Annotated in this window: 20 protein-coding genes; 7 read left to right on the forward strand and 13 right to left on the reverse strand. The window is 52.1% G+C overall.

Annotated elements, in window-relative coordinates; genetic code table 11:
* Positions 1-16 precede the first annotated feature (16 nt).
* A complete protein-coding gene (locus L2725_RS08935; RefSeq protein ID WP_249248618.1) occupies positions 17-2,737 on the forward strand; it encodes a DUF4397 domain-containing protein in 2,721 nt (906 codons plus the stop codon).
* A gap of 29 nt (positions 2,738-2,766) precedes the next feature.
* Here the strand turns inward: L2725_RS08935 and L2725_RS08940 are convergent, their stop codons facing one another.
* Complete coding sequence (locus L2725_RS08940; RefSeq protein ID WP_249248619.1) at positions 2,767-3,831, reverse strand: DUF3626 domain-containing protein; 1,065 nt, start codon at positions 3,829-3,831, stop codon at positions 2,767-2,769.
* Between the two features lie 188 nt (positions 3,832-4,019).
* On the opposite strand from L2725_RS08940, the gene L2725_RS08945 reads away from it, so the two are divergent.
* Positions 4,020-5,678: a DEAD/DEAH box helicase gene (locus L2725_RS08945; protein ID WP_249248620.1), complete on the forward strand. Its 1,659-nt coding sequence runs from the start codon at positions 4,020-4,022 to the stop codon at positions 5,676-5,678.
* A gap of 62 nt (positions 5,679-5,740) precedes the next feature.
* Here the strand turns inward: L2725_RS08945 and L2725_RS08950 are convergent, their stop codons facing one another.
* The 3 genes from L2725_RS08950 to L2725_RS08960 all read right to left on the reverse strand — a co-directional run bounded on the left by L2725_RS08950 (position 5,741) and on the right by L2725_RS08960 (position 8,564).
* Positions 5,741-6,775, reverse strand: a complete 1,035-nt coding sequence (locus L2725_RS08950; protein ID WP_249248621.1) for an endonuclease/exonuclease/phosphatase family protein — start codon at positions 6,773-6,775, stop codon at positions 5,741-5,743.
* 211 nt (positions 6,776-6,986) lie between these two features.
* Complete coding sequence (locus tag L2725_RS08955) at positions 6,987-7,634, reverse strand: CatB-related O-acetyltransferase (protein WP_249248622.1); 648 nt, start codon at positions 7,632-7,634, stop codon at positions 6,987-6,989.
* Positions 7,635-7,889: 255 nt separating this feature from the next.
* Positions 7,890-8,564 (reverse strand): nitroreductase family protein, encoded by a 675-nt coding sequence (locus L2725_RS08960; RefSeq protein ID WP_249248623.1) that lies wholly within the window; start codon positions 8,562-8,564, stop codon positions 7,890-7,892.
* Positions 8,565-8,866: 302 nt separating this feature from the next.
* On the opposite strand from L2725_RS08960, the gene L2725_RS08965 reads away from it, so the two are divergent.
* The 3 genes from L2725_RS08965 (at position 8,867) to L2725_RS08975 (ending at position 13,319) form a co-directional block, all read left to right on the forward strand.
* On the forward strand, positions 8,867-9,715 hold the full coding sequence (locus tag L2725_RS08965) for a lipase family protein (protein ID WP_249248624.1): 849 nt from the start codon (positions 8,867-8,869) through the stop codon (positions 9,713-9,715).
* Between the two features lie 10 nt (positions 9,716-9,725).
* The gene (locus tag L2725_RS08970; protein ID WP_249248626.1) at positions 9,726-10,991 is read left to right on the forward strand and encodes a DUF4785 domain-containing protein; all 1,266 of its coding nucleotides are present in this window, start codon (positions 9,726-9,728) and stop codon (positions 10,989-10,991) included.
* Between the two features lie 330 nt (positions 10,992-11,321).
* The gene (locus L2725_RS08975) at positions 11,322-13,319 is read left to right on the forward strand and encodes a TonB-dependent receptor (RefSeq protein ID WP_249248627.1); all 1,998 of its coding nucleotides are present in this window, start codon (positions 11,322-11,324) and stop codon (positions 13,317-13,319) included.
* Positions 13,320-13,411: 92 nt separating this feature from the next.
* On the opposite strand, the gene L2725_RS08980 is transcribed toward L2725_RS08975, so the two are convergent.
* The 8 genes from L2725_RS08980 to L2725_RS09015 all read right to left on the reverse strand — a co-directional run bounded on the left by L2725_RS08980 (position 13,412) and on the right by L2725_RS09015 (position 21,780).
* Positions 13,412-14,662 carry a winged helix-turn-helix domain-containing protein gene (locus tag L2725_RS08980; RefSeq protein WP_249248628.1) on the reverse strand — a complete coding sequence of 417 codons (1,251 nt, stop codon included), beginning with the start codon at positions 14,660-14,662 and terminating at the stop codon, positions 13,412-13,414.
* Positions 14,663-14,900: 238 nt separating this feature from the next.
* Entirely contained in the window at positions 14,901-15,389 is a 489-nt protein-coding gene (locus L2725_RS08985; RefSeq protein ID WP_249248629.1) for a nitrous oxide reductase accessory protein NosL, read from the reverse strand.
* A 315-nt stretch (positions 15,390-15,704) separates the two neighbouring features.
* Positions 15,705-16,652, reverse strand: coding sequence for an NrfD/PsrC family molybdoenzyme membrane anchor subunit (nrfD, locus tag L2725_RS08990; RefSeq protein WP_115136296.1), 948 nt, complete (start codon positions 16,650-16,652; stop codon positions 15,705-15,707).
* Between the two features lie 3 nt (positions 16,653-16,655).
* Entirely contained in the window at positions 16,656-17,363 is a 708-nt protein-coding gene (locus tag L2725_RS08995) for a 4Fe-4S dicluster domain-containing protein (protein ID WP_115136337.1), read from the reverse strand.
* Positions 17,364-17,479: 116 nt separating this feature from the next.
* Positions 17,480-18,193: a tetratricopeptide repeat protein gene (locus L2725_RS09000; protein ID WP_249248630.1), complete on the reverse strand. Its 714-nt coding sequence runs from the start codon at positions 18,191-18,193 to the stop codon at positions 17,480-17,482.
* Positions 18,194-18,328: 135 nt separating this feature from the next.
* Complete coding sequence (locus L2725_RS09005) at positions 18,329-19,120, reverse strand: FKBP-type peptidyl-prolyl cis-trans isomerase (protein WP_249248631.1); 792 nt, start codon at positions 19,118-19,120, stop codon at positions 18,329-18,331.
* A 101-nt stretch (positions 19,121-19,221) separates the two neighbouring features.
* On the reverse strand, positions 19,222-19,650 hold the full coding sequence (locus L2725_RS09010) for a rhodanese-like domain-containing protein (protein WP_115136299.1): 429 nt from the start codon (positions 19,648-19,650) through the stop codon (positions 19,222-19,224).
* An 84-nt stretch (positions 19,651-19,734) separates the two neighbouring features.
* Complete coding sequence (locus L2725_RS09015; protein ID WP_249248632.1) at positions 19,735-21,780, reverse strand: multiheme c-type cytochrome; 2,046 nt, start codon at positions 21,778-21,780, stop codon at positions 19,735-19,737.
* 460 nt (positions 21,781-22,240) lie between these two features.
* On the opposite strand from L2725_RS09015, the gene kch reads away from it, so the two are divergent.
* Complete coding sequence (gene kch / locus L2725_RS09020) at positions 22,241-23,452, forward strand: voltage-gated potassium channel protein (protein ID WP_115136301.1); 1,212 nt, start codon at positions 22,241-22,243, stop codon at positions 23,450-23,452.
* Here kch and L2725_RS09025 read toward each other — a convergent pair.
* The gene (locus L2725_RS09025; protein ID WP_249248633.1) at positions 23,449-23,799 is read right to left on the reverse strand and encodes a gamma-glutamylcyclotransferase family protein; all 351 of its coding nucleotides are present in this window, start codon (positions 23,797-23,799) and stop codon (positions 23,449-23,451) included. The two genes, kch and L2725_RS09025, sit on opposite strands and share 4 nt — an antisense overlap.
* A gap of 110 nt (positions 23,800-23,909) precedes the next feature.
* On the opposite strand from L2725_RS09025, the gene L2725_RS09030 reads away from it, so the two are divergent.
* Complete coding sequence (locus tag L2725_RS09030) at positions 23,910-24,776, forward strand: DUF72 domain-containing protein (RefSeq protein ID WP_249248634.1); 867 nt, start codon at positions 23,910-23,912, stop codon at positions 24,774-24,776.
* Positions 24,777-24,806 lie beyond the last annotated feature (30 nt).

The raw sequence follows: 24,806 nt of genomic DNA on the forward strand, positions 1-24,806 counted from the left end.
CTCCATGGAGCCTTTCATGACCCCAGCGACCAGCTTACTGATCGCCGCCAACCAAGACATGAGGCATACAATGAAGAAACTCAGCTTTTCTATGATAGCCGCCGCAGCTCTGGTGTTGAGTGCATGCAGCGACGATAACGATACCGTCATCACTCCTCCTCCTCCACCTCAGCCAGACAAACCTGAGCTGCAAGTGGTCCACGCCATCGCCGATGCGCCTGCGGTTAACGTTAAGGCCAACGGTAACGTACTGCTCTCAGACGTAACCTTCACCGCGGCAAGTGCAGAGTCAGAAGTTGACGCTGCCAGCTATGACATCAGCGTTGAAGCAATATTACCTGACGGGTCAACGTCCACAGTAGATGCCTTGAGTGCCTCATTCACTGCAGCGAACGAAACTAATTATTTGGCAGTGGCGATAGGAAGTCTGGCCGATTCAGATTCTGTCTCCCTGAAACTCATCAGTAACCCCGACAAGGAAATTGCCGACGGCAACACCCGGGTTCAGGTACTGCATGCAGCTCCCGCTGTCGGCATGGTCGATATTTATGTCACTGCCCCTGCAGCAGAATTGGGGACACCAACACTCAGTGGTGTTGATTTCAGCCAGAACAGTGAACAACTGGAAATTGCAGCCGGCAACTACCAGATCCGTATAACTGCCAAAGACAGCAAAACTCCAGTGTATGACTCAGGAAGCGTTGCATTGGCTGAGGGTGAAGACTATCTGGTGACGGCGATTACCAACACAGGTACCGGAGACTCGCCCGTCAGCCTGCTCGCTGTGACTGATGAAGAAACGCCAGCGACTCTGATTCCCGACGCTGGCAGCAAAAGCGATATTCGTGTCATTCATGCTGTGGCCGATGCACCTGCTGTCGATGTGTTCCTCAACGACGCTACAACCCCTGCGGTTAACGCTCTGGAGTTTAAATCCTTTACACCCTACGTGAGTGTTGACGCAGGTGACTACTCAGCCAAGGTCGCAGCCGATGCTGATAACAGTGTGGTGGTATTGGATGACGCAGATTTCTCTACCATGCTGGGTAAAAGTTACTCGCTGATAGCCGTCGACGACACAGTACCTTTTTCCGTTCCAATCCAGATCCTGGGCGTTGAGGAGGACAGACGCAGGGTTGCGACAGAAGCGAAAGTCCGTATTACCCATGGCTCACCCACTGCGGGAACCGTGGATATCTATGTCACAGCCACCAACGATATCAGTGATGCCTCCCCTTTGCTGGAAGATATTCCTTTCGGTGCCACTACAGACGTACTTAAGGTCACTCCGGGGCAGTATGTTCTGCAAGTCACGCCTGCCAACTCCAAAGATGTGGCTCTTGGCCCGCTGGAACTCGACCTGAAAGCATCAGGTATCTACGGTGCCATTGCCGTGGATAACACTGGTGGCGGCACTCCCCTTGGCGTGATTTTGTTGGATGACTTCAACCCAAGTACCGATCTTCAGGTAGTACATGCGATCAGCGATGCCCCTGCGGTCAACGTCAATGTGAATGGTGCAGCGCTCTTGTCCGACGTAGGCTACGCGGTAGCCAGCGGTGAACTGGACATCGCCCCTGAGTCATACAGCGTCACAGTGGATGCCCGCTTGCCAGACGGCAGCACGTCTCAGGTTGATGCGCTGTCAGCGTCTTTCGATGCGATGCGTGACACCAGTTATAAAGCGGTGGCGATTGGTAGTCTTGCCAAGCCTGATACCGTCTCGCTCAAACTTATTGCCAATGAAATGGCACAGATCGCCGATGGTTACACCAGAGTGCAGGTTCTGCATGCTGCGCCTGACGCAGGCATGGTGGATATCTATGTGACAGCGCCGGGAGCTGAGCTCTCCTCGCCCACTCTGAGTGCGGTAGATTTTGGTCAGAACAGCGACCCTCTTGAAATTACAGCCGGTGATTATCAGGTTCGTATTACCGCCAAAGATAGCATGACTCCTGTGTATGACTCTGGCACTGTGGCACTGAGTGCCGGTGAGGATTACCTGCTGACAGCCATCGCCAACACAGGTACAGGCAGTTCACCGGTAGCCCTGCTGGCGGTGACAGATGAAGATACCCCGGCGGTTAAAATCCGGGATGCCGGCAGCCAGAGCGCGATTAGAGTCGTTCACGCTGTTGCCGATGCACCGGCAGTGGATGTCTTCCTTAACGGCAGCACTACACCTGCGGTTGATGCACTGGCGTTCAAGTCCTTCACCGATTATGTCAGCGTGGCCACAGGAGACTACACAGCGACCATCGCCGCCGATGCCGACAACAGTGTCGTCGTGCTGGATAACGCAGCCTTCTCTACCATGCTTGGCATGAGTTACTCCCTGATTGCAGCTGACGACACTTCACCTTTCTCTGTCCCCATTCAGATCCTGGATGTTGAAGAGGACAGACGCAGAGTCGCAACGGAAGCCAAGGTTCGTATTACCCATGCTTCGGCCAGTGCTGGCATGGTGGATATTTATGTCACCGCCAGCAATGATATCAGCGAAGCAAGTCCACTGTTGGAAGACGTACCATTTGGTGCCACAACCTCAGTACTGAAAGTAATGCCAGGGGACTATGTACTCCAGGTTACCGCAGCCAACACCAAAACAGTGGCCATTGGCCCACTGGATTTGAGCCTTGCCGGTGCAGGTATCTATGGCGCTATTGCAGTGGACAATACCGGTGGCGGGACACCACTGGGAGTGATTCTGCTGGACGACTTTACCAACAGTAATTAACTCAATCCTAGCCAGACATGAAGAAATTATCAGTCGGTGCCCTGCACCGGCTGATTTTTTTGGCCAAATCTCAGCAGCACATGCCACAGTAATTTCAATTGTTGAGTCAGCTCACCGGGTGAGCCCAGTTGAGTCCACTCAGGATCACCACAGGCAACTGACCTGGCGGCCTCTCCAATTAACCTGACATTCAGTACTCCGTCGGGTGCTACGCGGCGGGCCAATTGCGGCATACTCTTGCCTCGATAATCAGCGGGAACCTCTTCAACATCAAGTGTCAGAGATGGAGACCAACAAAGGCTCAAATGATACTTTTCACAAAGTAAGCTGGCTGCTGCGCCGGTCTCTGAGCCCCGATAGCTGGCATCCAATACCAGCAGGTCGATATCCTTAAGCAGTGACACCTCACCGTGTACCTGTGCCTCAATATAGTGGTCCAGATTCGCGGAAACCGGCTTGCTCTGTGGCTCCGCCAGGGGCTTAAGTTCATTACATAACCAGTTAACCAGAGCTGGAGGCCTGAAATCCTCACACCCGAGACCATAGTCCCGCTCGAAGCACTCGCTCATCAGCGCGGCAAATACCGGCTCAAAGCAGCTGGATGTCGCTCTTTCTGTGGGTTGACGGTAGGAATCCAAATAACAAAAGCTGCAGCGTTCAAGCAGTTCAGACTTACTGAGCAGGTAAGCCGCACCAAATCTGGGAGCAGGACCATTGGCATGAAAGCCCAAATCCAGCGCTCCGTATTTTGGCCTCTGCTTAAGGGCAAGGCTGGGCTGATGGAAATAGGCCATCTCCCAGTGGTCCCTCTGACCGCCGATTTCCGGCGACAACAGGCCATTGGAGATATGGGTTTCAAATTGATTGCGGTAGAAACCATCACGCAGCAGGCTATCAATGACAGTGATATTGCCCCGAACAAGGCGGTCAGGATGGAAATGCAGGGCGATACGTCCCCGGGAGATCAGGTTATCCTGCGCCTGCCGAACAGCCGCAGCAGGGAGTGACGACATTAATGCAATGTTGTTGATCACATGCATGGCATCATCCCTGGCGCTCAAAGCAAGCTTATGAATATATTCAAGTCCTGTCATCTGCGATCCCTCTTTACCCGAATTCAGTGTAACCCTGATTATCTGCCGCGACCATGTTACTGCCCCGGGTTAACGGATATTGATTAGCCAAAACGCCGAGGATAAGGTAAGCTGCGCCCCCTCAGGCACCCTTTGCTGTTGATTCAGCAACCTGTCAGGGCCGCCGCCAACGACGATATTGGAACACCATGAGTTTTTCTTCTCTGGGGCTGTCGGCTCCAATCCTGAAAGCTGTAGCCGAACAGGGCTATGAAACCCCGTCTCCCATCCAGGCGCAGGCTATTCCCGCCGTCCTTACCGGCCGCGATGTGATGGCTGCAGCCCAAACGGGTACAGGTAAAACCGCAGGTTTCACTCTGCCATTGCTGGAAAAACTCAGTGGTGGCAAACGTCCGGCTGCAGGTCAGATCCGTGCGCTGATTATCACGCCAACCCGGGAGCTGGCGGCTCAGATCGATGACAATGTCACCGCCTATCGCAAGTACCTGAAGCTGCGTAACACTGTGGTGTTTGGTGGTGTTTCCATCAACCCACAGATCACAGCACTGAAACGTGGTGTCGATATTCTGGTAGCGACACCGGGACGCCTGCTGGACCTGCACGCCCAGAAAGCTGTCGCCTTCGACTCGCTGGAAGTGCTGGTACTGGATGAAGCCGACCGAATGCTGGACATGGGCTTTATCCACGATATTCGCCGTATTCTTAAGGTACTGCCGGCCAAGCGCCAGAACCTGATGTTCTCAGCCACCTTCAGTGAAGAGATCCGTGCGCTGGCCAAGGGGCTGATTCAGGATCCGGTTGAGATCTCAGTCACCCCGAGGAACACCACAGCACAAACCGTTGAGCAGTGGATCTACCCGGTAGAGAAGAGTCAGAAACCCGCCCTGCTGACAGAACTGATTAAGTCCAACGACTGGCGTCAGGTGCTGGTGTTTTCCCGCACCAAGCATGGTGCTAACCGTCTGGCCAAATATCTGGACAGCAAAGATATTTCCTCTGTTGCCATTCACGGCAACAAGAGTCAGAACGCCCGTACCGCCGCCCTGGCCAACTTTAAGTCCGGTACCGTTAAAGTGATGGTCGCCACTGACATCGCCGCCCGCGGACTGGATATTGACCAGCTGCCACAAGTTGTGAACTTCGACCTTCCCAATGTCCCGGAAGATTATGTACACCGCATTGGTCGTACCGGTCGAGCCGGAGCTTCAGGCCAGGCTGTGTCACTGGTATGCGGCGAGGAAGTGAAGCAACTCAGAGATATCGAGAAACTGATTGGTCGCCATATCGACCGTAAAGAGGTGGATGGTTTCGCCCCGGCTCAGGCTTTGCCACAAACTCAATTGACGCAAAATACGAAATCCAACCAGGGCAACAGACAGGCCAATGGGGGTAAACCCGCTAACCGTAATCGTCGTGCCCAGGATAAAAAGGCAGATGACAGAGTACTGAGTCAATTGCAGGGCGAAAACAAGTCCTCCAAGCCCAAATCGCAAAAGCCTCGTCAGGGCAATGAGCAGGCCCGGCCAAAGAGCCATAAAAAGCCCCATGGCAAATCACCACAAGGCACTGGGGCGAATCAAGGCCATCAACCAAAGCGTACTGAAAACAGCCAGAAGTCTGGTGAACGCAAGCACAAGCGCGATAGCAACAAGGCCAACCAGGGTAATGGGGGGGAAAGCTCAGGTAACCGCCGTACTCAGGGCAAGCCGGGCAATCAGCAAAAGCAACAGGCTGATAAGAACCCTCAAGCCAGGCAGCCACGCCGTCAACATGACGCCGCCAAACAAGGCCAGCGCCGCCCACGCCGCTCAGCTCAAAACAGCGAGCAGAAGAAGCCTCAGGAGTAATCCTGCCGGTTTACAGAAAAAAGCCCGCAGTCGCGGGCTTCTTCATTTGGGTCCAGCAATGATTAATCTCTGGGGATCAGTGTGACCTGAACCGGCGCATGGTCACTGGACTCTTTTTCCATCACGCTTTCCGGTCCGAACATATGACGATCACAAACCCGAAACTCAGTCACATCCATGGTGCTGGAAGCGCTCCTGGGGTCAAACTCGGAGGACAACAAAATATAGTCGAGCACACTGCCCCGTCCACCCCAGTAATGTGTGGGAGTTCGCTCTATCTCTCCGGCATGAAGTCGGTGCAAATTAAAACTGTCCCGCAGGCCAAACCTGTCCAAGCCGGGATCTCGCCGATCGGCCGCCTGAGTCAGCCAGGCATCGATATCATCATCCACATGCAACACGTCGAGCACCGCCGCGCTTAACAGGTCATTAAAATCACCAAGCAACGCCACAGGAAAGCCATCGCGGCTGCGACGGGCAACAATCTCATGCATAAGTACCGCAGCCTCGGCTCCCCTCATCAAGGCTGAGGAAGCGCGTCCCAGTTGTCTGGAGAGAGTATGCAAAGTGGCATCATCAAGTTCAGACTCCAATAGGTCTGTGTCCAGAGACGGACGTTTCGATTTCAGATGCACACAGTAGAAGTCACAGGGTCCCATCAAGGGCATATCGATTCGGCACCACACAGGGCTGCGACTGAACTGAAAACCCGCATCAATACCCAAAGCCCGGCTCACGTCGCCAGAGGCAACAACCGGGGCACAATCAATCACGGGAAAACGGCTGGCGATAGCATTCACCGGACGGTTATAGATGTAATCCTGCAGTAGTCCGGGCTCCTCGACCACTTTCACCCATTTAAAACCCAGAGGCTCAAGCAGCAAAGTCAGCGCACTGGGGCTGAACACCTCCTGAAACGCAATAACATCGGGCTTGAGACGCTTGATATAACAGGCCAACCAGGCACATTTCGCCTGCCACTGAGCATGGGAATAGATGTTGTCTGACTCATAGCAAGCCAATGGCGGCTCGATGAAATTCAGCAAGTTAATGGTGGCAATTCGCAGCCCTTGGCTGCCGGTATCCAAGCTGGACATGTATACCTCAAACCTCTGTACTATCTAAAGCCTATACCCAATCCTCAGATTTGGCATCCTGCAGCGCGTCCAAAGCCCGTCAAAGTCACTTTTACCGACCTCTTTTCCACAGCGTAAGCTTGTGCGATTCGATCAGGTAAAACAACGGCAGAGATTGTTTGTGCCCATGGACGCCACCCGGTCAATGGCTTTTCTCAGCGGACACTGTCGATTATTCTGCTACCCGGCACAAAGCGTCGATATCCCCACTACACAGAATATCCATATGGCTGGCCAGTTTCTCCTGAGACCAATCCCACCAGCGCAGTGCCAACAGAGCCGCAATCTGTTCATCTGTAAAACGCTTTCTCAATACTCTGTTATTGGCGACAACGATGGAATAGGGGTCCACATCTTTGCTGATCACAGCCCGTGAGCCAATAACTGCGCCGTCGCCTATAGTCACTCCCGGCATAATCATCGCCTCTGAACCAATCCAGACATCATTGCCAATAACGGTATCGCCTGCGCGCTGGAAGCCTGACCTCACCTTGTCACCAAACTCAGTCGGGTTGAAAGGAAAGGTAGAGATCCAATCCAATCTGTGGCCCTGATTACCAGCCAGCATAAAGGTAGCGCCGGATGCGATGGAGCAGAACTTACCTATGATCAGCTTATCCACTTCGCCATAAATCCCGGCCTCCCAAACATCAGCTGTCACCCTGTCGCCCAGTAGATAGCGGACACACTGCTCTTCAAAGGAGTTCTCATGGTAGAAACCTGAGTAATAGCTGTAGTCTCCCACCTCAATATTGGGATGAGAGACATGATCTTTAAGCCGCTGAGAGGTAAGCCAGTCAGGAAATATCGAGGAGGTCATAATTGTTTTACTTTGATAAACACAGGGATATTGTCTCTCAGCAAAGAAAATGGCGCCAGCATCAAACTTTTTTGAACTATTTTCCCCACTGTGCGGGTCTGATTATCTGTTCATCATTTACATTCGTGGAGGAAGGCTGACTTCACCTGCCCAGACACAGTGTGGACCGGTCTGACGTACCCCTTGCCTTTATGGAATTTTGCAGCAGGCTATTGAATGTGCGGCACTCTCCAGCAGCAGGAGCGTGCCGCTTTTTTACAGAAGTGTCAGTATCTGCTCGAGGGACTTTTTGTTGATCGCGTGCTCAGGGATAGTGGCATCATCGGCAGGATAGCCGGCAATCAACAGCATAAAGGGACGCTCAGTCTCTTTATCACGCCCACAAATATCGGTGAGAAAACTCATGGGTTTTGGCGTATGAGTCAGAGTCGCCAGGCCGGCATGGTGCAGTGCCTGAATAAGAAACCCAGTGGCAATGCCTACGGACTCATGCACATAGTAGTTGGTCGTCTGACCGTCCTCCTCCTGACCGCCCCTCTTTTGGCTGAAAATAGCGATCAACCAGGGAGCATGTTCCAGGTAAGGCTTGTTGGCATTGGTGCCCAAAGGCTTAAGCGCATCCAGCCACTCTTCGCCAGCTCTGCCTGAATAAAACGCCTGTTCCAGAGCTTCGGCTTCTTTACGGATTTGCGCCTTAATATCGGCGCTTTCAATCGCGACAAAGTGCCAGGGCTGATGGTTGGCTCCATTGGGCGCGGTACCGGCAGCCAGAATACACTGCTCAATGATCTCTTTTGGGACCGGCTTATCAGAAAACTTGCGGATTGAGTGGCGGCGCTTCACCTCGGCATAATTTGCCTGTGCCCGTTTTAACATCTCATCCTGAGGGTATTCGATAAAGTCATTCAGTGGGTGGTGCGCCTCTGTCATCTTGCTTCTCCTTGTGCAAACTGTCCTCACGCTACCAGACCCGCACAGACTTGTCAGTCATCTCCCTGCCGCACAAATTTAATGCAACTTTTAGCCAAACGTATTAGCAACAAGAATCAGATAAGAAAAACCTACTATTCATAAGGATAGAAAAATTCAAACTTAGTTTAAAACAAACGTAAGCATGAATTCAGGTGAATCAAGTCTGGAGCAGCTAACAGGGACTTGTAACACGCCATTTTGGTCACTAGCTTAGAGCCCGTTGTCAGGAACAACCCCATACAAAAAACAGGGAACACACCATGAAGAAATACTTGCTTCTGGGAGTGTTAGCAGTCGCTCCCCTGACCCACGCTGCAACCGGCGTTGCCTTTGTGCATGGCACAGGCAGCCAGACGGATGCACTGAACGATTACTGGACCACAGACTTTGTAAACTCAGTCAGACAAGGCCTGCCCAATTCCAGTAAGTTCACCGTCATCAATTGTGATTTTGAACAATACATGTGGACTGACGGCGCTGCCGGTTGTCTGGCCGGACAATTGCAACAATTTATCGCCAATGAATCCATCGACTCACTGACTCTGGTGACCCACTCCAACGGCGGCAATGTGGTGCGCTGGATCCTGTCCAACCCCACCTGGGATGCCAGATATCCGAATATTATCAACGCCACGGACAATGTCATTGCGCTGGCGCCATCCAGTGGCGGTACACCGCTGGCCGATGCGGTCGTCAATGGCAATGCCTTTGAACAACTGCTGGGCTGGATCCTTGGCTATGCCAATGATGCGGTGAAACAGCAGCAGGTTAGCTGGATGAGCTACTACAATAACACCTGGCTGCACGGCACCTCAGGTCGCCCGAGCCTGGCTGTCAATTTTGAAACCGTTGTCGGCTCAGATGTGGACTCAGCATTCTGGGATGGTGATAGCTATTGCGGTGGTTACTCCAATCAGGTAGCCCTTGAAACCACACAGAATTGGCTGGACAGCTGCTCCGATGGTTTCCTCAACTGCTCCTCTCAAAGTGCCGCTGGCTCAGTGTGGTTTGTCGACAAACAAAAAACCCGCGGCCGCGAACCTTTAAGCCACCAGCAAAGTCGCCGGGATTGCTTCCATCTCGACCGTTTCATCCGTGACCGTCTGTAGGAGTAGCCCAATGAAAAACTTTAAACTTCTGGCGCTGCCGGTACTGACCCTGAGTCTGTCTGCTGCGGCGGCCGATAACCTTATCTCACTCGATCCCATAGAAGCCAGGTTGACGGCTGGTCCTATAGCCCTCAAACCACTGCCTATTAGCAAACCGGCAGAACTGACCGCACCATCAGGCGAAGCAATTAACCAACGTCGAGAAACCGTCAGCTTTATTACCCCGTTGAGCGGCCAATATCACGCAGCAGTGATGGCAGCTGAGCATACCAGCGTCAGTGATGAATATTGGCGTCGGGTAACAGGTGAAGAACTCAACCGGGGCATTGGTTTAAACGTCAGCCAAAGTGGCAGCCTTATAAGGCTTGCGGCCAGAGTTGATAACAGCAGCGGCGCACCAGTACGGGCAGACAGTATTGCACCGGCAGATATTCAGTTGGAGTTACCCGGCAGTAAGCTGCAGCCTCAGGAATTGATCCGCAGTCAGGCAGACAGCCAGGCACTGGCCACCGCAGGCCTGGCAGACAACTCCAGCGCCCTGCTGATGTCTCGCTCTGCACCACCAGGGCAGTATAAGCTCAAGGTAAAATCAATACTGAACCCAAATGCTCAGTATCTGGTTAACGTCAAAGAGAAAGGTTCTCCCTATACCTTGAGCCTGACCACCCCAACCTCTCTGGCGACCGGTGCTCAGATGAGCTTCTCCCTGAAGCTGAACAAGACCTCAAAAGCACTGAAACCAAGTGCGTTTATCCGCCATGGGGATGGCACAGAAACCAAAGTAGCGCTGTCATCTGCAAAAGGTTTCTGGCAAGCCAACAATATTCAGCAATCCGATGAAGTAACGTCTGGTCTGAGCGAACTGCATATTCAGGTCGAGACACAGGTTGATGGCAAACCGGTAACACGCAGTGTTAAATCCGCTTTTAAATCCTACGTCAACTCAGCCAGGCTGGGGGCAATGGGGAAAACTCAGTGGCGTAAAAAACTGCCTGAAACGGTCAGCTTTCCCATCGAAGTTGCCGATGAGGGCAGATTCCAGCTGGGAGCTGTGCTAACCGGCATTGGCCGTAATGGACGCGAATTTCAGATCCTGAAAACTGAGGTTGCAGGCTGGGTGTCTGGTAAAGCGCAGGTACTTGAGTTACCGCTGGATGCAGAGCTGGTGCGCAAAAGTGGACTTAAGCCGCCATACCGACTCAGAGCAATTGAACTCAAGGATCAGGGGCAGATGGCCAGACTCAGTCTGAGTGACTCTCCCCGGTCTCTGAGATAAGCTCTACCAAACTGTGCTGCTGCGGCCAATTCTGCGCAGCATCACAGTTTTTTCCAATCCTCCCCGGCCAACCACAACCACTCGGTCACTCTGTCCTGCCAGGGACAAACCAACCAAAACCATGGACAATTTGTCCGCACCCTGTTGTTACTTTATAAGTTTTCTGGATTTTACAGCGGTTTGACTGTGATCAATCCGGGAAAGCTCAAATTTACAACGATATCCCACTTTTCATCTCTATACACTCACGCGAATTTACATAGCCAGAGATAGAACCATATGTTTCGCAAAACACTTCTGGGTACCCTAATCGCAAGCACTTTTCCTGTTATGGCAGCCCAACCCGGTATGTTGGATGTTCAGGAAGTGATTGTGGTTCACGGCACCAAACCCTCAGCACAACAGCTTTCAGCCTCCATGGTCTCCCTGAGTGGTGATGAACTGGAGCGTAAAGGCTTCAACACCCTTGCCCACGCGCTTGAAGAAGTTCCAGGTATCAATGTTCGCTTTGGTGGTAAAGGCGTGCCGCAAATCGACATCCGCGGTTACAAGTCCCGCCATGTTACCTTCCTGCTCAACGGCGTACCCATGAACGATCCCTACGAGAGCCAGTTTGATCCTCAACTGGTACCGGTAGAACAGATCCAGGAAGTGCAAATCACTGTGGGTGGCAGCGCTTCTTTGCTCTACGGCAGTGGTGCCAATGGTGGTGTGATTAACGTAATTACCAAACAGGGTACAGACCTGGAAGGCGCAGCTGTGCAAGCTGGTTTTGGTAACGACGACAGCTATAAAGCATCGGTTTCTGCCGGTGGTGCCAGCGGTAATATTGATTTCTTTGGTAACTATGTCTTCAACCAACGTGACGATTTCGCCCTGAGCAGCGACTTTATGGCTGAAGGTCACCAGCAGCGCGGACAACGCACCAACAGTGATGCACGCGACCACTCAGTACTGGGCTCTCTGGGCTGGCAAGCCAATGAAGAAACCCGCCTGGGGCTTAACCTGAACTACCGACAGGCTGAATGGGGCATTCCGGACAGAACCACTGCAGGTAATCCCAAGTTTGACCGACTCGATGATATGGATAACTACAGTATCCAGGGGACTGCCGCTCATCAGCTGAACGAGCACAACGCCCTGCGTGGTTTTGTGTACTACACCCGTGACGAACGGATGTGGAACAGCTATGAGGATGAAAACTTCAACTCTCTCGATAGCCAGCAGCACTCTATTACAGACGGGCTGGGCGCTAACCTGCAATGGGTACTGTCCAACGATAATCATATGCTGACCACTTCTCTGGGAGCCCGCAGCAACAGTTGGGAATCCGAGACTATCAGCTTTGCCAAGCCAAAAGCTGGCGGTAATGGAGGCGGCACTGGTGGTGGTTCTGGCAGTGGTAACGGTGGTGGCACTGGCGGCGGCTCAGGCGGTGGCACTGGCGGCGGTTCAGGCGGTGGTAACGGCGGCAACCAAACCGGTCCGGTTTATCTGGATGAAACCATTAACCAGCAAGACCTGGTTCTCGAATACCAATATCAGAGTGACCGCGGTTACGGTGCGACGCTGAGCGGTGCATTATATTACAGTGATATCGATTCAGAACTGCATGAAGCAGCACTGGCTTCCGCCTACTGGCAGCTCAGCGACAACAGTCGGGTGTTTGCATCCGCAGCCAAACGTGTTCGTTATCCTGACCTGCGCCAGCTTTATGAAGCGGGCTCTGGTAATGCAGATCTACAGCCTGAAACCTCCTGGCACTATGAAGTTGGCCTGGTGCAGTACATAGATCTGTTGGAGCTGAACCTCACCGCCTACACCAGCGATATCGATAACTACATTGAAAAAGTGGCGGTAGAGGTGAATGGGGAAGAGGTAGATAAGCACCTTAACTTTGATAAATACCGGTTCAGCGGTGTTGATACCAGCGTCCGTTACCCGGTAACAGAGTGGTTGGAAATGGGCGTAGCCTACAGCTATCTGGATGCAGAAAATCTGGGCGCCGACAGCGAGCGTGAGCAGCTGCAGGGCCGTCCAAAGCACACTTATAAGGCTGATGTACGTATCGACCTGCCATTGGATATCATGCTGTTTGTCGATGCAGAGCATGCCCGCGACAGCGTTCAGTATCAGGGTAAGCAGGAGAAACGCATTGAGCTGGATAACTACACGGTAGTGAATCTGGGGCTGACTCAGAAACTCCCGATTGATGGCCTGTCCTGGCAGCTGAAGTTCAATAATCTACTGGATGAAAACTACTCCCAGTCACAAGGCCTGCCAAGAGCCGGGCGCGAATGGATGCTGTCGGTTAACTACAGCCTCTGATAGCCAAGACAGCAAAGGCGGTGATAACAATCACCGCCTTTGTTATATCTTCAAAGGTCAACTGCCCCTGGTCACTGCGTCAGGCTGAAAGCCTATAAACCCACTTTCTTATAGCGGCTCCACACCACTATGTTGCCCATACGGGGCACAATCCATATAGCACTGGCGTTGTTCTGGTACAGGCGATAGAAAGTCAGCTCATCGTCCTGAATATCGTCTTTACGAATATTGCGGAAGAAGTAAGCCGCAGAAGTGTTGATCTTCTCAGGATTATACAGGTTCTTGCACTTCACCTTGATATTGAACACATCCACATTCCAGTGGCCAATTTCAGCCTTGTGCTGCACAAAATCCCCCCGGAAAGTGTACTTGATAGGTGCCGTCAAACAGTCCTGATCCGTAAGACAAGAGGAGAAGTAGAAGCTACCTGAGTTGTCATCGTCGTACACCAGAGACATATTCAGGTCATAGCGCTCCAACAGCTTGTTGGCCACAGGGAAATACACATCGGCCTGATAATTATGCTCATTAAAGTCTGATTTTTTGCACATGCCCTCAGGGATAGTGATTCGGTTATAACGAACCCGCTTCTCCATTTTTTGCATCAGAGGGATAAACTCAGTCATATGTAAACCGGCGGGCTGGTCATCCACAGCCACAATATTCATCAACCGGCTGCCATCACAGTTGCGATAGTCCCCCGTTGGACAGATTGCCATGGAGTAGGCGTTATCATCGGCCAGCGCAAAAGCGCTGAATTCAGACATATTGGGGATCTGATTACTCTCTGGAGCGATATGTTTTTGCCAGCGCCAGGGCGCAGGTCTGGTGGTACCTTTCGGGTAAAACAGCTCAGCTTCTCCCCGAACGCCACCGATATTCAATGGGATCTCATCCTCATGTTTCCACTGAATCCCCTTGCTCTGCATCAACCCGTAACCCAGAGCGACTATGGTCAGCAAGATCAGGGCAAACAACAGATACAGTCGCTTGCGACTTCTTGGTTTGATGATGGCTTCCGGCTGAACCTGAGTTTCAATCTCTTCCTCTTCAACCTGCAACTGGTACCCCATACGCGCCAATGTGTGCAGCTTAATCTCAGGATAAGGAGACAGCTTTTTACGCAGGGTTGAAATACATTGAGTCAAAGAGGTGGGCGCAACAACACGATCAGGCCAGCCCGCAGCCAGCAAAGTGTCTTTGTCCAGTACCTGCTCATAATGAGTAAGCAGAGCCGCTAAAACAGCAGCTTCGGAAAAGGTCAGTACAACCTGCTCCTGGGTACGGAGGTCCGTCAGCAGATGTTCGGCTTCATCCAGAACAAGATAAGAGGTGACTTTCAAAATATTACCTGTCCAGGGTTAACAAGGTGAAAGGGGCCAGCAGAAACCACAAGCTTGATTTTGCAGCAGTTTACCCTCTGCCATCTGGGTTTCAAAGCAATCCGGGGAATCACATTTCCGAAATTTGATATTTGGCAAAATGTAAATAACCACTTACTTAATTACCCCTGTTTATCAACATCGCGAATGGCACAAAGGCCGTCTATCACGGCCTTTGTCGAAGTCAATTTATGCAGGCTTATTTGGAGTCAGCCAACAGTTCCAGAGTGATGTCTTGAAAGTCCAACACCCGGCCGCCATATTCATTGGCAAACTTCTCGGCCGCCTCAAGAGTACTGAAAGGCGCAACAGCTGGCCCCATTACCGCTTTCTTACTGGTGCCATAAACATAGTAAGCCGTCTTTGCATCAATAAAGTGGCTGTCAGATGGCGACTCCCAGTCTGTAGAGGCAGCATCGTGAACGTACATGGCAGTGATCTGACGCTGATTCTCAGTCTGCAGGGCAAAGTTGAACATGTCCCGGCTGGAGCAGAACTTGGGTACAGACTCGGTGCCCTTCAGGAACAACTGGCCTTTAGGGCCGGGATACTTGGTGATCATCATGCCGCAGATATGGCACCTGTCGTGGTCATCAATGGCCACAGGAGCTGCGGCTGCGTTAGCGGCATCCCCCTCATTACAGGCAAACAACAGCGGGAACATTGCCAGAGGAAACAGCTTTTTCATAGGCTTGAAAGGACCTTTTCGTCTGTAGGTTATCAAGTGCTCTGCCGGCCGGACTGGTGAATGGGGTTTCCTGCCGACCCACAGAGACAATGTAAATGGCAAGCACCACCCCAGCCGATAACAGGGAAAAATCGGAGGGGTGGCGGGAAGGTTACACAGGCATGACATGCAACCTCCCCTCTTGCCTGAATTCGGTCGGTAAGCAGGCCCAACCGATGATGAAAACGGGCCTGCTACCTTTAAATCTGAGTCAGTCCGGATTTAACCCGGGCTGACTCGGGTCTTGCTTAGATAGCCGGGCTTAACATACCCGACTTAGATGGCGTAGTACTGGCCAGCGTACAGCACAAACATACGCAGACACATCATACCGCTCAGCGCGCACACGCCAGACATGTAGAAGGCCTGTGCAGAGTGGCTGAAGGTCTTGCCAGTGGCGAAGTTCAGCAGCAGTGGACCACCAAATCCGATACCAACCACACCTACCCAGAACAGCGTCGCCCAGGTACCTTCAACGAAGGCGCTGAACGCATACTGAGCACCTGCGTTGCCAGTCATCAAAGAGATGGCAATCATAAAGATGAACAGGGCTTCGAAGAACATGATTGGCCATTCAGCGCCGTGCAGCAGCTTCATCTCGCTACTGTGCAGATCTTCCTTGAACATACCCACAGCCAGCATTTTGGCTGCGGCACCACCAGCAGACAGACCGGACGCGACAAACAGCGCAGGCAGTACAGAGGTGTTGATCAGTGGGAAGCGGATCAGTGCAGAGATCAGGAAGCCTGTGTATGCACACACTGACAGCGCCAGTACCAGAGTCAGCTTTTCAGCTGGGCTGCGGAACTTGCGCAGTGCATCCAGTACAGGTACCAGGAATTGCAGCTGCTTGATGGCACGCACTTCCTCTTCCAGAGCAAACAGGGCAACCAGAGCCACCAGTGGAATATAAGCAGACAGTGCAATAACACCTATGCTCATCACTGAGTTCAGGTTATAGAACACCAGCATCTTCCAGAAGAACAGTGGGTTGGTCAAATCGAACACCAGGCAGATCATACCCAGAGCGATAGTCACCAAAGACACCAGAGACGCCGCTTTCAAAAATGGCGTGTTCTCAGTCTGGCCTTTGAAGAAGCGCAGACACAGAGCCAGTGTCAGAGCACCGCCGGAGATACCGGCGAAGAACAGGTAAACCGCAATCGGCCATGGCCAGGCGTAGCCTTCAGACAGGCCCATGGTGAATTCAATAGTTCCGTCCATCTCTTAGACCCCCAGCTTAACGATTGGGATATAACGCAGGCTTGGCTCGGTACCCATATGGGCCTTGATACGTACGGAATCCTTCACTGCCAGCAGACGGCTGACGAAAGAGTTCGGGTCGTTGGCATCACCGAATACCAGAGCGTCGTAGCGACAGGCCTGCACACAGGCTGGCAGTTCACCCTTAGACAACTTGTTTTCCAGACAGAAGTCGCAGTTATCAGCCACGTCAGTGTTGGCATTGATAAAGCGGGCATTGTATGGACAGGCACCGATACAGTACTTACAACCGGCACACTTGGAGTCATCCATGGTGACAACACCAGTCTTAGGATCCTTGTGGGCAGCACCGGTAGGACATACGGCTACGCAAGGCGCGTTCTTGCACTGCTGGCAGGAAACACGGACGAACTTACGCTCACAACCACATTCCATCTTGCCGCAATGTGGGCAAGGCTCGCCTTCCACACGACCTGACTGCTGCTCCAGAAGCACTTTAGACACACCTTCCGGCAGGTCATTGGCCTTGTTACAGGCGCCTTTACAGTCGCCACAGCCCACGCATTTGTTCTGATCGAACACCATGACGTAATGAGGCTTATAGGCGCCGTCACTTTCCTCTTTTACAGATGTACAGCCCAGAGGCGCCATCAGTAAAGAGCAAGCACCGACTCCTTTCAGAAACCTCCGTCTCTCTAGAATCTCACTCACAAACATCCTCCATCTGTCGGCCTGGGCCGACCTTTAATTTTGTTCAAGTCGCTTCAGTGTGTCGTCGGTTAACGCGCTCAGGTGACCGGCTGAGCTTGCCGGTCAACAGGTCTTCGTCAGCCCTGCGGGTTCAGTTTGCTCTGCGCTTTCAAGATCGCATTATTGATGGCGTCCCGATTGAATCCCTGGGTTTTGTTCTCAAGCAAAATCTGCCAGTGTTCAATCGCTTTGGCATACTGTCCCTTGAGGTATGCATCGGTTGCCAGCAGCAACCGGGTTTGCAGCTCCTCGCGGTGCAAAGCCAAAGCCCGGGCAATCACTATGCCGGTTTCCGGCGCGATAACGCGCTCGTCGCGGTAATACATGGATGTGGCTTTCATGCCCAGCAACTCTGCATCTTCCCCGGTCAGGGCCAGCAGTTGGTCGAAGGTATCCACCGCATCCTTGTACATGCCACCGTTGGCATAGGATTGGGCCAGATTCAGTAATGCAATCTCGCTTTGTGGGGCCTTATCGACGGCCTGACGTCCCTTGGTGATCTCTGCCGCCACCAGGTAATCAATATTCTCGTCGATTTGGCCCTTATCCCAGTCGCCGAAGCGACCGGTCTGGCTGTAGATCCCCAGACTGAGTACGAGTACAAACAGACTCATCACTACAGGGGTCAGGCTCCAGCCAGTGTGTTGATAATCGGTTGTCAGGGATAAGGACTGAGTGTCGGCACAGTCCGCAACCCGGCGGGCGCCGCGCAGGTATCCGACGTGGTGCAGCGCTATAACGCTCATCACGCACACAAATACCCCCACCATCGCCACAACCAAACTGTTCATCCCAGGATCCCCGTTTATCTCAACTCTATTGTCTTTCGCACGTTGATGATTAAGGGTGGATATTGGGAAGCGGTTCATCCCACTTGCTACCCACGCCTTTTATCTCAACCAGTTAATACTCAACTATGGCAGCGATTACTCGTGGCCGGACATCATGCCGCCCATTCCCCCCATACCGCCCATCCCCATTCCCATGCCCATACCGGCTGGCTTGTCTTTCTGCACTTCTACTTTCACCAGTTCGATTTCGAACACCAGTGCAGACTCAGGCGGGATCATTCCTGCACCTTCGCTGCCATAAGCCAGCTCAGCAGGTACGGTAAAGCGGAAAGTTGAGCCTTCAGGCATCAGCTGCAGGCCTTCGCTCCAGCCAGGGATCAGCGTCATCAGCGCCATACGGGCGGGCTTGTTCTGGGCATAGGTGGACTCAAACTCGGTACCGTCCATCAGCTTGCCGGTGTAGTTTACGGTGACCACATCTTCCGGCTTTGGCTTGTTGCCATTGCCCATAGTCAGCACTTCGTACTGCAGACCGGATTCAGTCACAGTCACGCCTTCTTTCAATTTGTTTTCAATCAGGAATGCTTCACTGTTGGCCTTGTTTTCTTCTTTCATTTTGGCCATTTGGGCTTCGCGCTTGGCGTTCAGGAACTCCAGACGCTGGTTCAGCAGAGTGACAACATCACCCTCAGAGATTTTGGACTGATCTTTCAGCGCATCCACAAAACCGGCAACCACAGCGTCCATATTCACATCGGCGCCCAGTTCAACCTGGTTGTATACCTGGTTGGACATATACTTACCCACGGAGGAACCCAGGGCATAAGATTCACGGTCCAGGTCAGTTTTCAGTTCGGTGGCCAGAGCAGAAGTGCTCATTACCAGAGTGGTCACAGTGGCCAGCAGGGTGCGTTTGAAGGTTTTCATAATCAGTTCTCAATCCAATTCTTTAAGATGTTTTGTTCGGGTGGCCGACTCCACAGGATGGGAATGAAGCCGGCCGAAAATCGTTTAGTCAGTTGTTTCTGTTATGGCTTTTCATGTGGTCGACCGGACATGCGCCAGCCATAAATGCCATCTGGCATCTGCATCACATTGGTGTAGCCAAGCTTCATTACTTCCCGCGCTGCCACAACACTGGCAGTACACAGACGGTTGGCGCAGTAGAACACCATTTCTGCGTCTTTATTCTTTGGAAGTAACTCTTTCCACGTTCTTACGTTGAAAAAAACCGCTCCGGGGATGAAACCTTCAGCCCAGATTTCGAGGGTATTTACGTCAAAAAAATAAACATCGCCGCGGTTAAAGAGCATTTCAGCTTCGGTCAGGCTGACATATTTGGGGTTGATATCGTGCTGGATTACTGGAGACATCTCCTCACCACCGCCAGCAAAACAGGTGCCTGCGCTGAGCAGCATTGCCAGTGACATCAGGAATTGGGTGATTAACTTCTTCATGGTGTTTCCCTGTTGTCCCGGCCAGTCGGCCGGGACTGATTTTGCTCAGGCTTGCCGGGCGCGGCCGGCAAGCACTGGGCGGTCTTACATCTTCTTAGCAGTCAGAGTGCTGTCGATGATGTTCTGAGCCTGAGTTACATAGGCCAGAGCTGCGTCGATACGCTTCTGGGTGTAACGTGGGCCGTGAACACCCCAAGAGCCGTCAGCTTCCAGCAGGTCTACAGTTTCCTGAGCCTTTTCAACCAGCAGGTAAACTTCAGACTTCTGCTCGGTAGACAGCTTGGTCACTTCCATCAGCTGGTCGATACGCTCGATTGCAGCGATAACCTGGGCATAGGTGTCCTTGATAGGCTTCTGCCACTTCTGAACTTCACCGTAGATTTCCATCTGGTCTTCGAAGTGCATACCAACTTCCAGTTCAGACTGGAATGGGCTGTGACAGCCTTTGTTTTCTACAACGTCGATATCAGATGGAGAAGTACGGGCACAAGACCACATCAGGTCGAGGTAGTGGTGACCGGCTTCATCCTTGGCAACAGCCCAACCCTTAACAGAGGCATCGCGTGGCTGACCAGCAGGTGGGTTCAGGTGCTTACGCTCTGGGTGAACGTCAATCTTCCAAACGTGGCTACGACGTACTGAGTCGAAACCAGCCATATCTGGGAACTGCATACCAGTGAAGTTCTCACAGGAACCAGTGTTAGGCATGTGACACGCCTGACAGGTTGAGTCTGTGTGAGTCTTGGCATTTTCAGCGATCAGCTTCTGAGCTTCGTGACAGTCCTGACAGTCTTTCTTCATGGCAGGCTTGGTGAAGTTAGACTTCCAATCGTTACCGGTCACTTCGTGTGGATCGTGACAGGTCGCACAACGCATACCCTTGTCGTAGTGCATGGAAGAGTACATCTGAGAACCTTCAGTACCACATGATGGGCAAGAAGACTTCATCTTCACACCGAAGGCGTAGTCCAGCTTCTCACCGGCTTCATCAGTTTCTGCCAACTCTTCTACGAAGTTGAAGCGCTGGTGACAACGTTCACAGTTGGATGGCATGCCGCCACCAATACCGCCGTCCAGGTGACCACCGGCGCCGTGACACTCTTCACAGGTAATACCTTTGGAGATAGTGTGCTTACGCAGTTCTTCCGGGTTACCCAGAGCAGCGAAGAACTCATCCTTGGTCTTAAAGTCAAACTTGAAGGTGTGACAGATTTCGCAGTAAGAAGACGCAGGCTGGAACAGGAACTCTTTCTCGTACTTGGCACCGTAAGAGCTCATACCCCACTGGTGAGAACCAGACAGACCGATCTCTTCCAGGGTGGTTGGGAAAGAAGGAATGACTTTCTGAATTTCTTTAGCTTTCTCTGGGGTCAGCCACTCAGCCCAACCACGGGAGAACTGGTTAGCACCAGCAGTCAGAACACCAGTACCGTCGATCAGCAGACCACCTTTAACGTGGTAAGAACCACGAACCAGCCAGCTATCCATGAAGCCATACTTGGTACGTGGGGTACCAATGGTGGCGTAGATTGCATCTGGGGTAATACCGTCTGGCAGGATAGAGGTATCCTTGGTGTCATACATAGTCTGTTCGATGTCGTTGTTTACCTCTGGGTGTTCACCAGGGAAACGAACAGTCTTGGCGTGACGGGAGCGGCTCCACTTTTCGTACTGAGCAGCGTGACACTCGCCACACTTCTCAGGACCAACGAACTTGTTAGGGAAATCCAGGATAGACTTTTCACCCAAGCGATACTGCAGCGCCATTGGGCGGCCTTTGTGCTTGGAGTACATTTGAGAGTTACCTTCTTCCAGGTATTCGCCACCACGGTCAGAAACCATGTAGACACCCTTCAGACGGCCTTCTTCTTCATACTTGAAAACAGGGTGGTTCTGGAACAGGAAGTCGAACAGTTCTTTTTCCTGAACAATGTAGTCCTGCAGGGTTTTAACACCTTTGTTTTCTTCAGTCAGATCAGGATTGGCAATAACACCCTGAGCAGTTTTGCCCATTTCGTGGGTACCGTAACCTGGGTCGCCTGCTTTAGGGGCCGCATAAGCTGCGCCGCTGGCTACTGTGCCAAGACAAAACAACACGCCGAGCGCTGTTTTGTTTATCCGTTGATTCATCATTCACTCCTAAATTTTTTTCTTCGTTTTTATTCACTAAACCCGACAGTTCACTGAACGACATCGACACTTGAGCAGGGCCTATTCTTCACATCTTCCAGCACAAAAACGGGCACTTGCCCCCATTCGCCCAGCGTTTCAAGCAGATGAAAACCTGAAAAAATAAAAAGCTTATGAATCAACGATTTGATATTTGTAAAAGCGATGATTTTGAGATTTCAATTATGATTTTTTGCTGAAGTAAAAAACTTTCTTCTGGATGCAGATCACACTTGGTGCGGGCAGCGCAGTCTGGCTGCCAGGCGCAGCATGAATTGGGTCACAGGCTCCGTTGTCTATACATCGCCTCCGGGATTAAACATTAATTTGCTTTCACCACACGAACATCCCCACACGCCAACGTCCTATCCCGGTGTTATTTGGTTATACTGGTGGTCTGTTTTCACCGGCGGAGCCTGATGTGAAACCCCTTTCCCACTATTGGCATGCAGGGCTAAAAGCCTGGGTGTCACTGCGCCATGTTCTGCTTGCCGCACTGGTTTTTCTCAATGGCCTGATGATATTTCTGTCCGCCAGAGGCAAAGCAGAAAGTTTGATTGAGCTGTTTCATATCAAAAGCTTCACCACCATAGACTGGAGCACGGTCGCCAACGGCCCCTGGTTTTTGTTGGGACTGTTTTTAATGCTGAATGCAATAGGACTCTTGTACCGTGCCCGAATTGCCTGGGCGGTCAGCATTGTATTACTGGCCATTATCGTGGCCTTTACCTGGCATTTTTATCCTGAGCTAAAAATCCATTTAAGCCTGTGTGGCGGCACACTCCTGTTACTGTTCCTGTTTAGCGCGGACTTTAACCGTTCAAGTGCAGCAGCTGGCGGCATTGTGGCCTTTATCAGCTTTGCGGTTTTACTGTTTTACTCCACCTATGGCGCCCTGTATTTCGGCAGCGGTTTTCATCCGGCTATCGGCAATCTGATGGATGCCTTTTACTTCTCCATGGTGACCATGACCACTGTGGGCTATGGCGACATCATTCCGGTATCAGAGCCTGCCCGGCTGTTCACCATCTCGGTAATCGTTGCCGGTATTACCGTATTCGCAACCTCGCTCACAACAGTGTTTGGCCCCATCATCAAAGGCGGTCTTGATAAGCTTGTTAAAGGGAACCCAAAGCCCATGAATCGAAAGAATCACTTTATTGTCTGCGGTACTTCTGTACTGGCTCTCAGCACCATTTATCAGTTAAAGCAAAGAGATATGGAGGTCACTGTGCTCACCTCAGCGCCGGAGGAGGACTTTGCTGCGATAGAGCAAAGGGCAGGCTGCAAACTGGACTTACTGTCCGGAGATTCTACGGATAACGGCCTGCTGAAAGAGGCGGGAGTGGAACAATGTAAAGCCGTACTGGCATTGACCGAAGACGATGCCGCCAACGCCTTTATCGTGCTGTCGGTAAAGGACTTCAGCCCGGAAACCAAAACCGTGCTGTCGGTAAATGACGCCAAGAATATGAATAAGGTGAAGCAGGTAAAAGCGGATGTGGTGTTGTCACCACAGTTGTTTGGCAGCGAGATCCTGGCCAGCGTGCTGTCCGGCGAGCCACTGGACAATGACAAGCTGGTGTCTCTGCTGCTGACCAGTGGCCATGGCTTGTTTGATAAAGAGTCTTAGAGTCTTGGGGCAAACTCTGCCGCGATATAGGCCCAGGCTTGTATGCCGGATTCGAACTCCAGCTTTACCCGCACATAGTCATCGACTTCATACTCATCGGCCCGGGCCAGCTCTTGTGGTGTCACCTCGAACACCATGCCAGCGACAGCATCCATGGGATTACCGCTTGGGATTAATGCCGGATGCATCTCTTTACCACTGACCGCAAGAACATGGGGGTCAGTGATCCGTACCTCCCCGACTTTATAACCAGGTAAGCTGTCTGACTTTCCTGTCAGCAAACGCCCAAAGGTGCTGAGTTGAACCACATCCTGCTGCAAAGTCCCGTATGAGAACAGCAGTTCCATACTGTGAATCCTCTGTTTAATCCTATTATTACCGCACACTATAACAGGATTAAGCGATTGACAGGCAAAATCACACGGTCACAATGTGGACAGGCAGTGAAGGAGCATCTATGTCATCAACCAACCCCACGCCCCTGTATCTGGGCATGGCCATGTGGTCTCACAAGAACTGGCAACAAAGTATCTTTGCCGGAGAAACCGACAAGTTGGCAGCCTATGGGCGCGTATTTAACACAGTAGAGGGCAATACCACGTTTTATGCCACACCTTCCAGTCAAAGCGTGCTGAACTGGCGAGATGCGGTAGCCGACGACTTTCGCTTCACCTTTAAACTGCCCCAAACCATTACTCATCAGATGCAACTGCAAAACTGCAGCAAGGAACTCAATGAGTTCCTACACATAATGTCGCCGCTGGCGGAAAAGACAGGGGTGTGGAAGATACAGTTACCCGCGGCATTCGGTCCGGACTCTTTGTATTTGCTCGAGCAATTACTGGATGCCATGCCTACTGGCTTTCACTCTGGGGTGGAGGTCAGACACCCGGCATTTTTTGCCAAAGGGGAGGCAGAGCGGGCACTGAACCGATTATTAATAGATAAAGGCGCAGATCGCATCATCATAGATACCCGACCGGTTTTTTCCGCGCCACCAGACTCAGAAGCCGTTATCGACGCCCACCAGAAAAAGCCCAGGGTACCGGTACATGCTATTGCCACCTCAGACTCGCCTGTTGTCCGCTTTATCGGTCACCCGGAGTTGGAAGCCAATGACGCTTTCTTTACTCCCTGGCTGGCCAAACTGAGTAACTGGATTGAGGAGGGACGTCGTCCTTTCCTGTTTGTCCACACCCCGGATAACGCAATGGCACCTGAGTTGGCCGTAAGACTGCTCAGCCAATTGCAGCAACATCAGCCCCAGCTGCCCTCGGTCACTCTGGCATCGGCCCAACCTGTGCCGCAAATGTCGTTGTTATAAAAAAGCCCGAAGCAATGCTCCGGGCTGTTG

The organism is Shewanella corallii (genome assembly GCF_023349125.1).
Classification (GTDB): domain Bacteria; phylum Pseudomonadota; class Gammaproteobacteria; order Enterobacterales; family Shewanellaceae; genus Shewanella; species Shewanella corallii.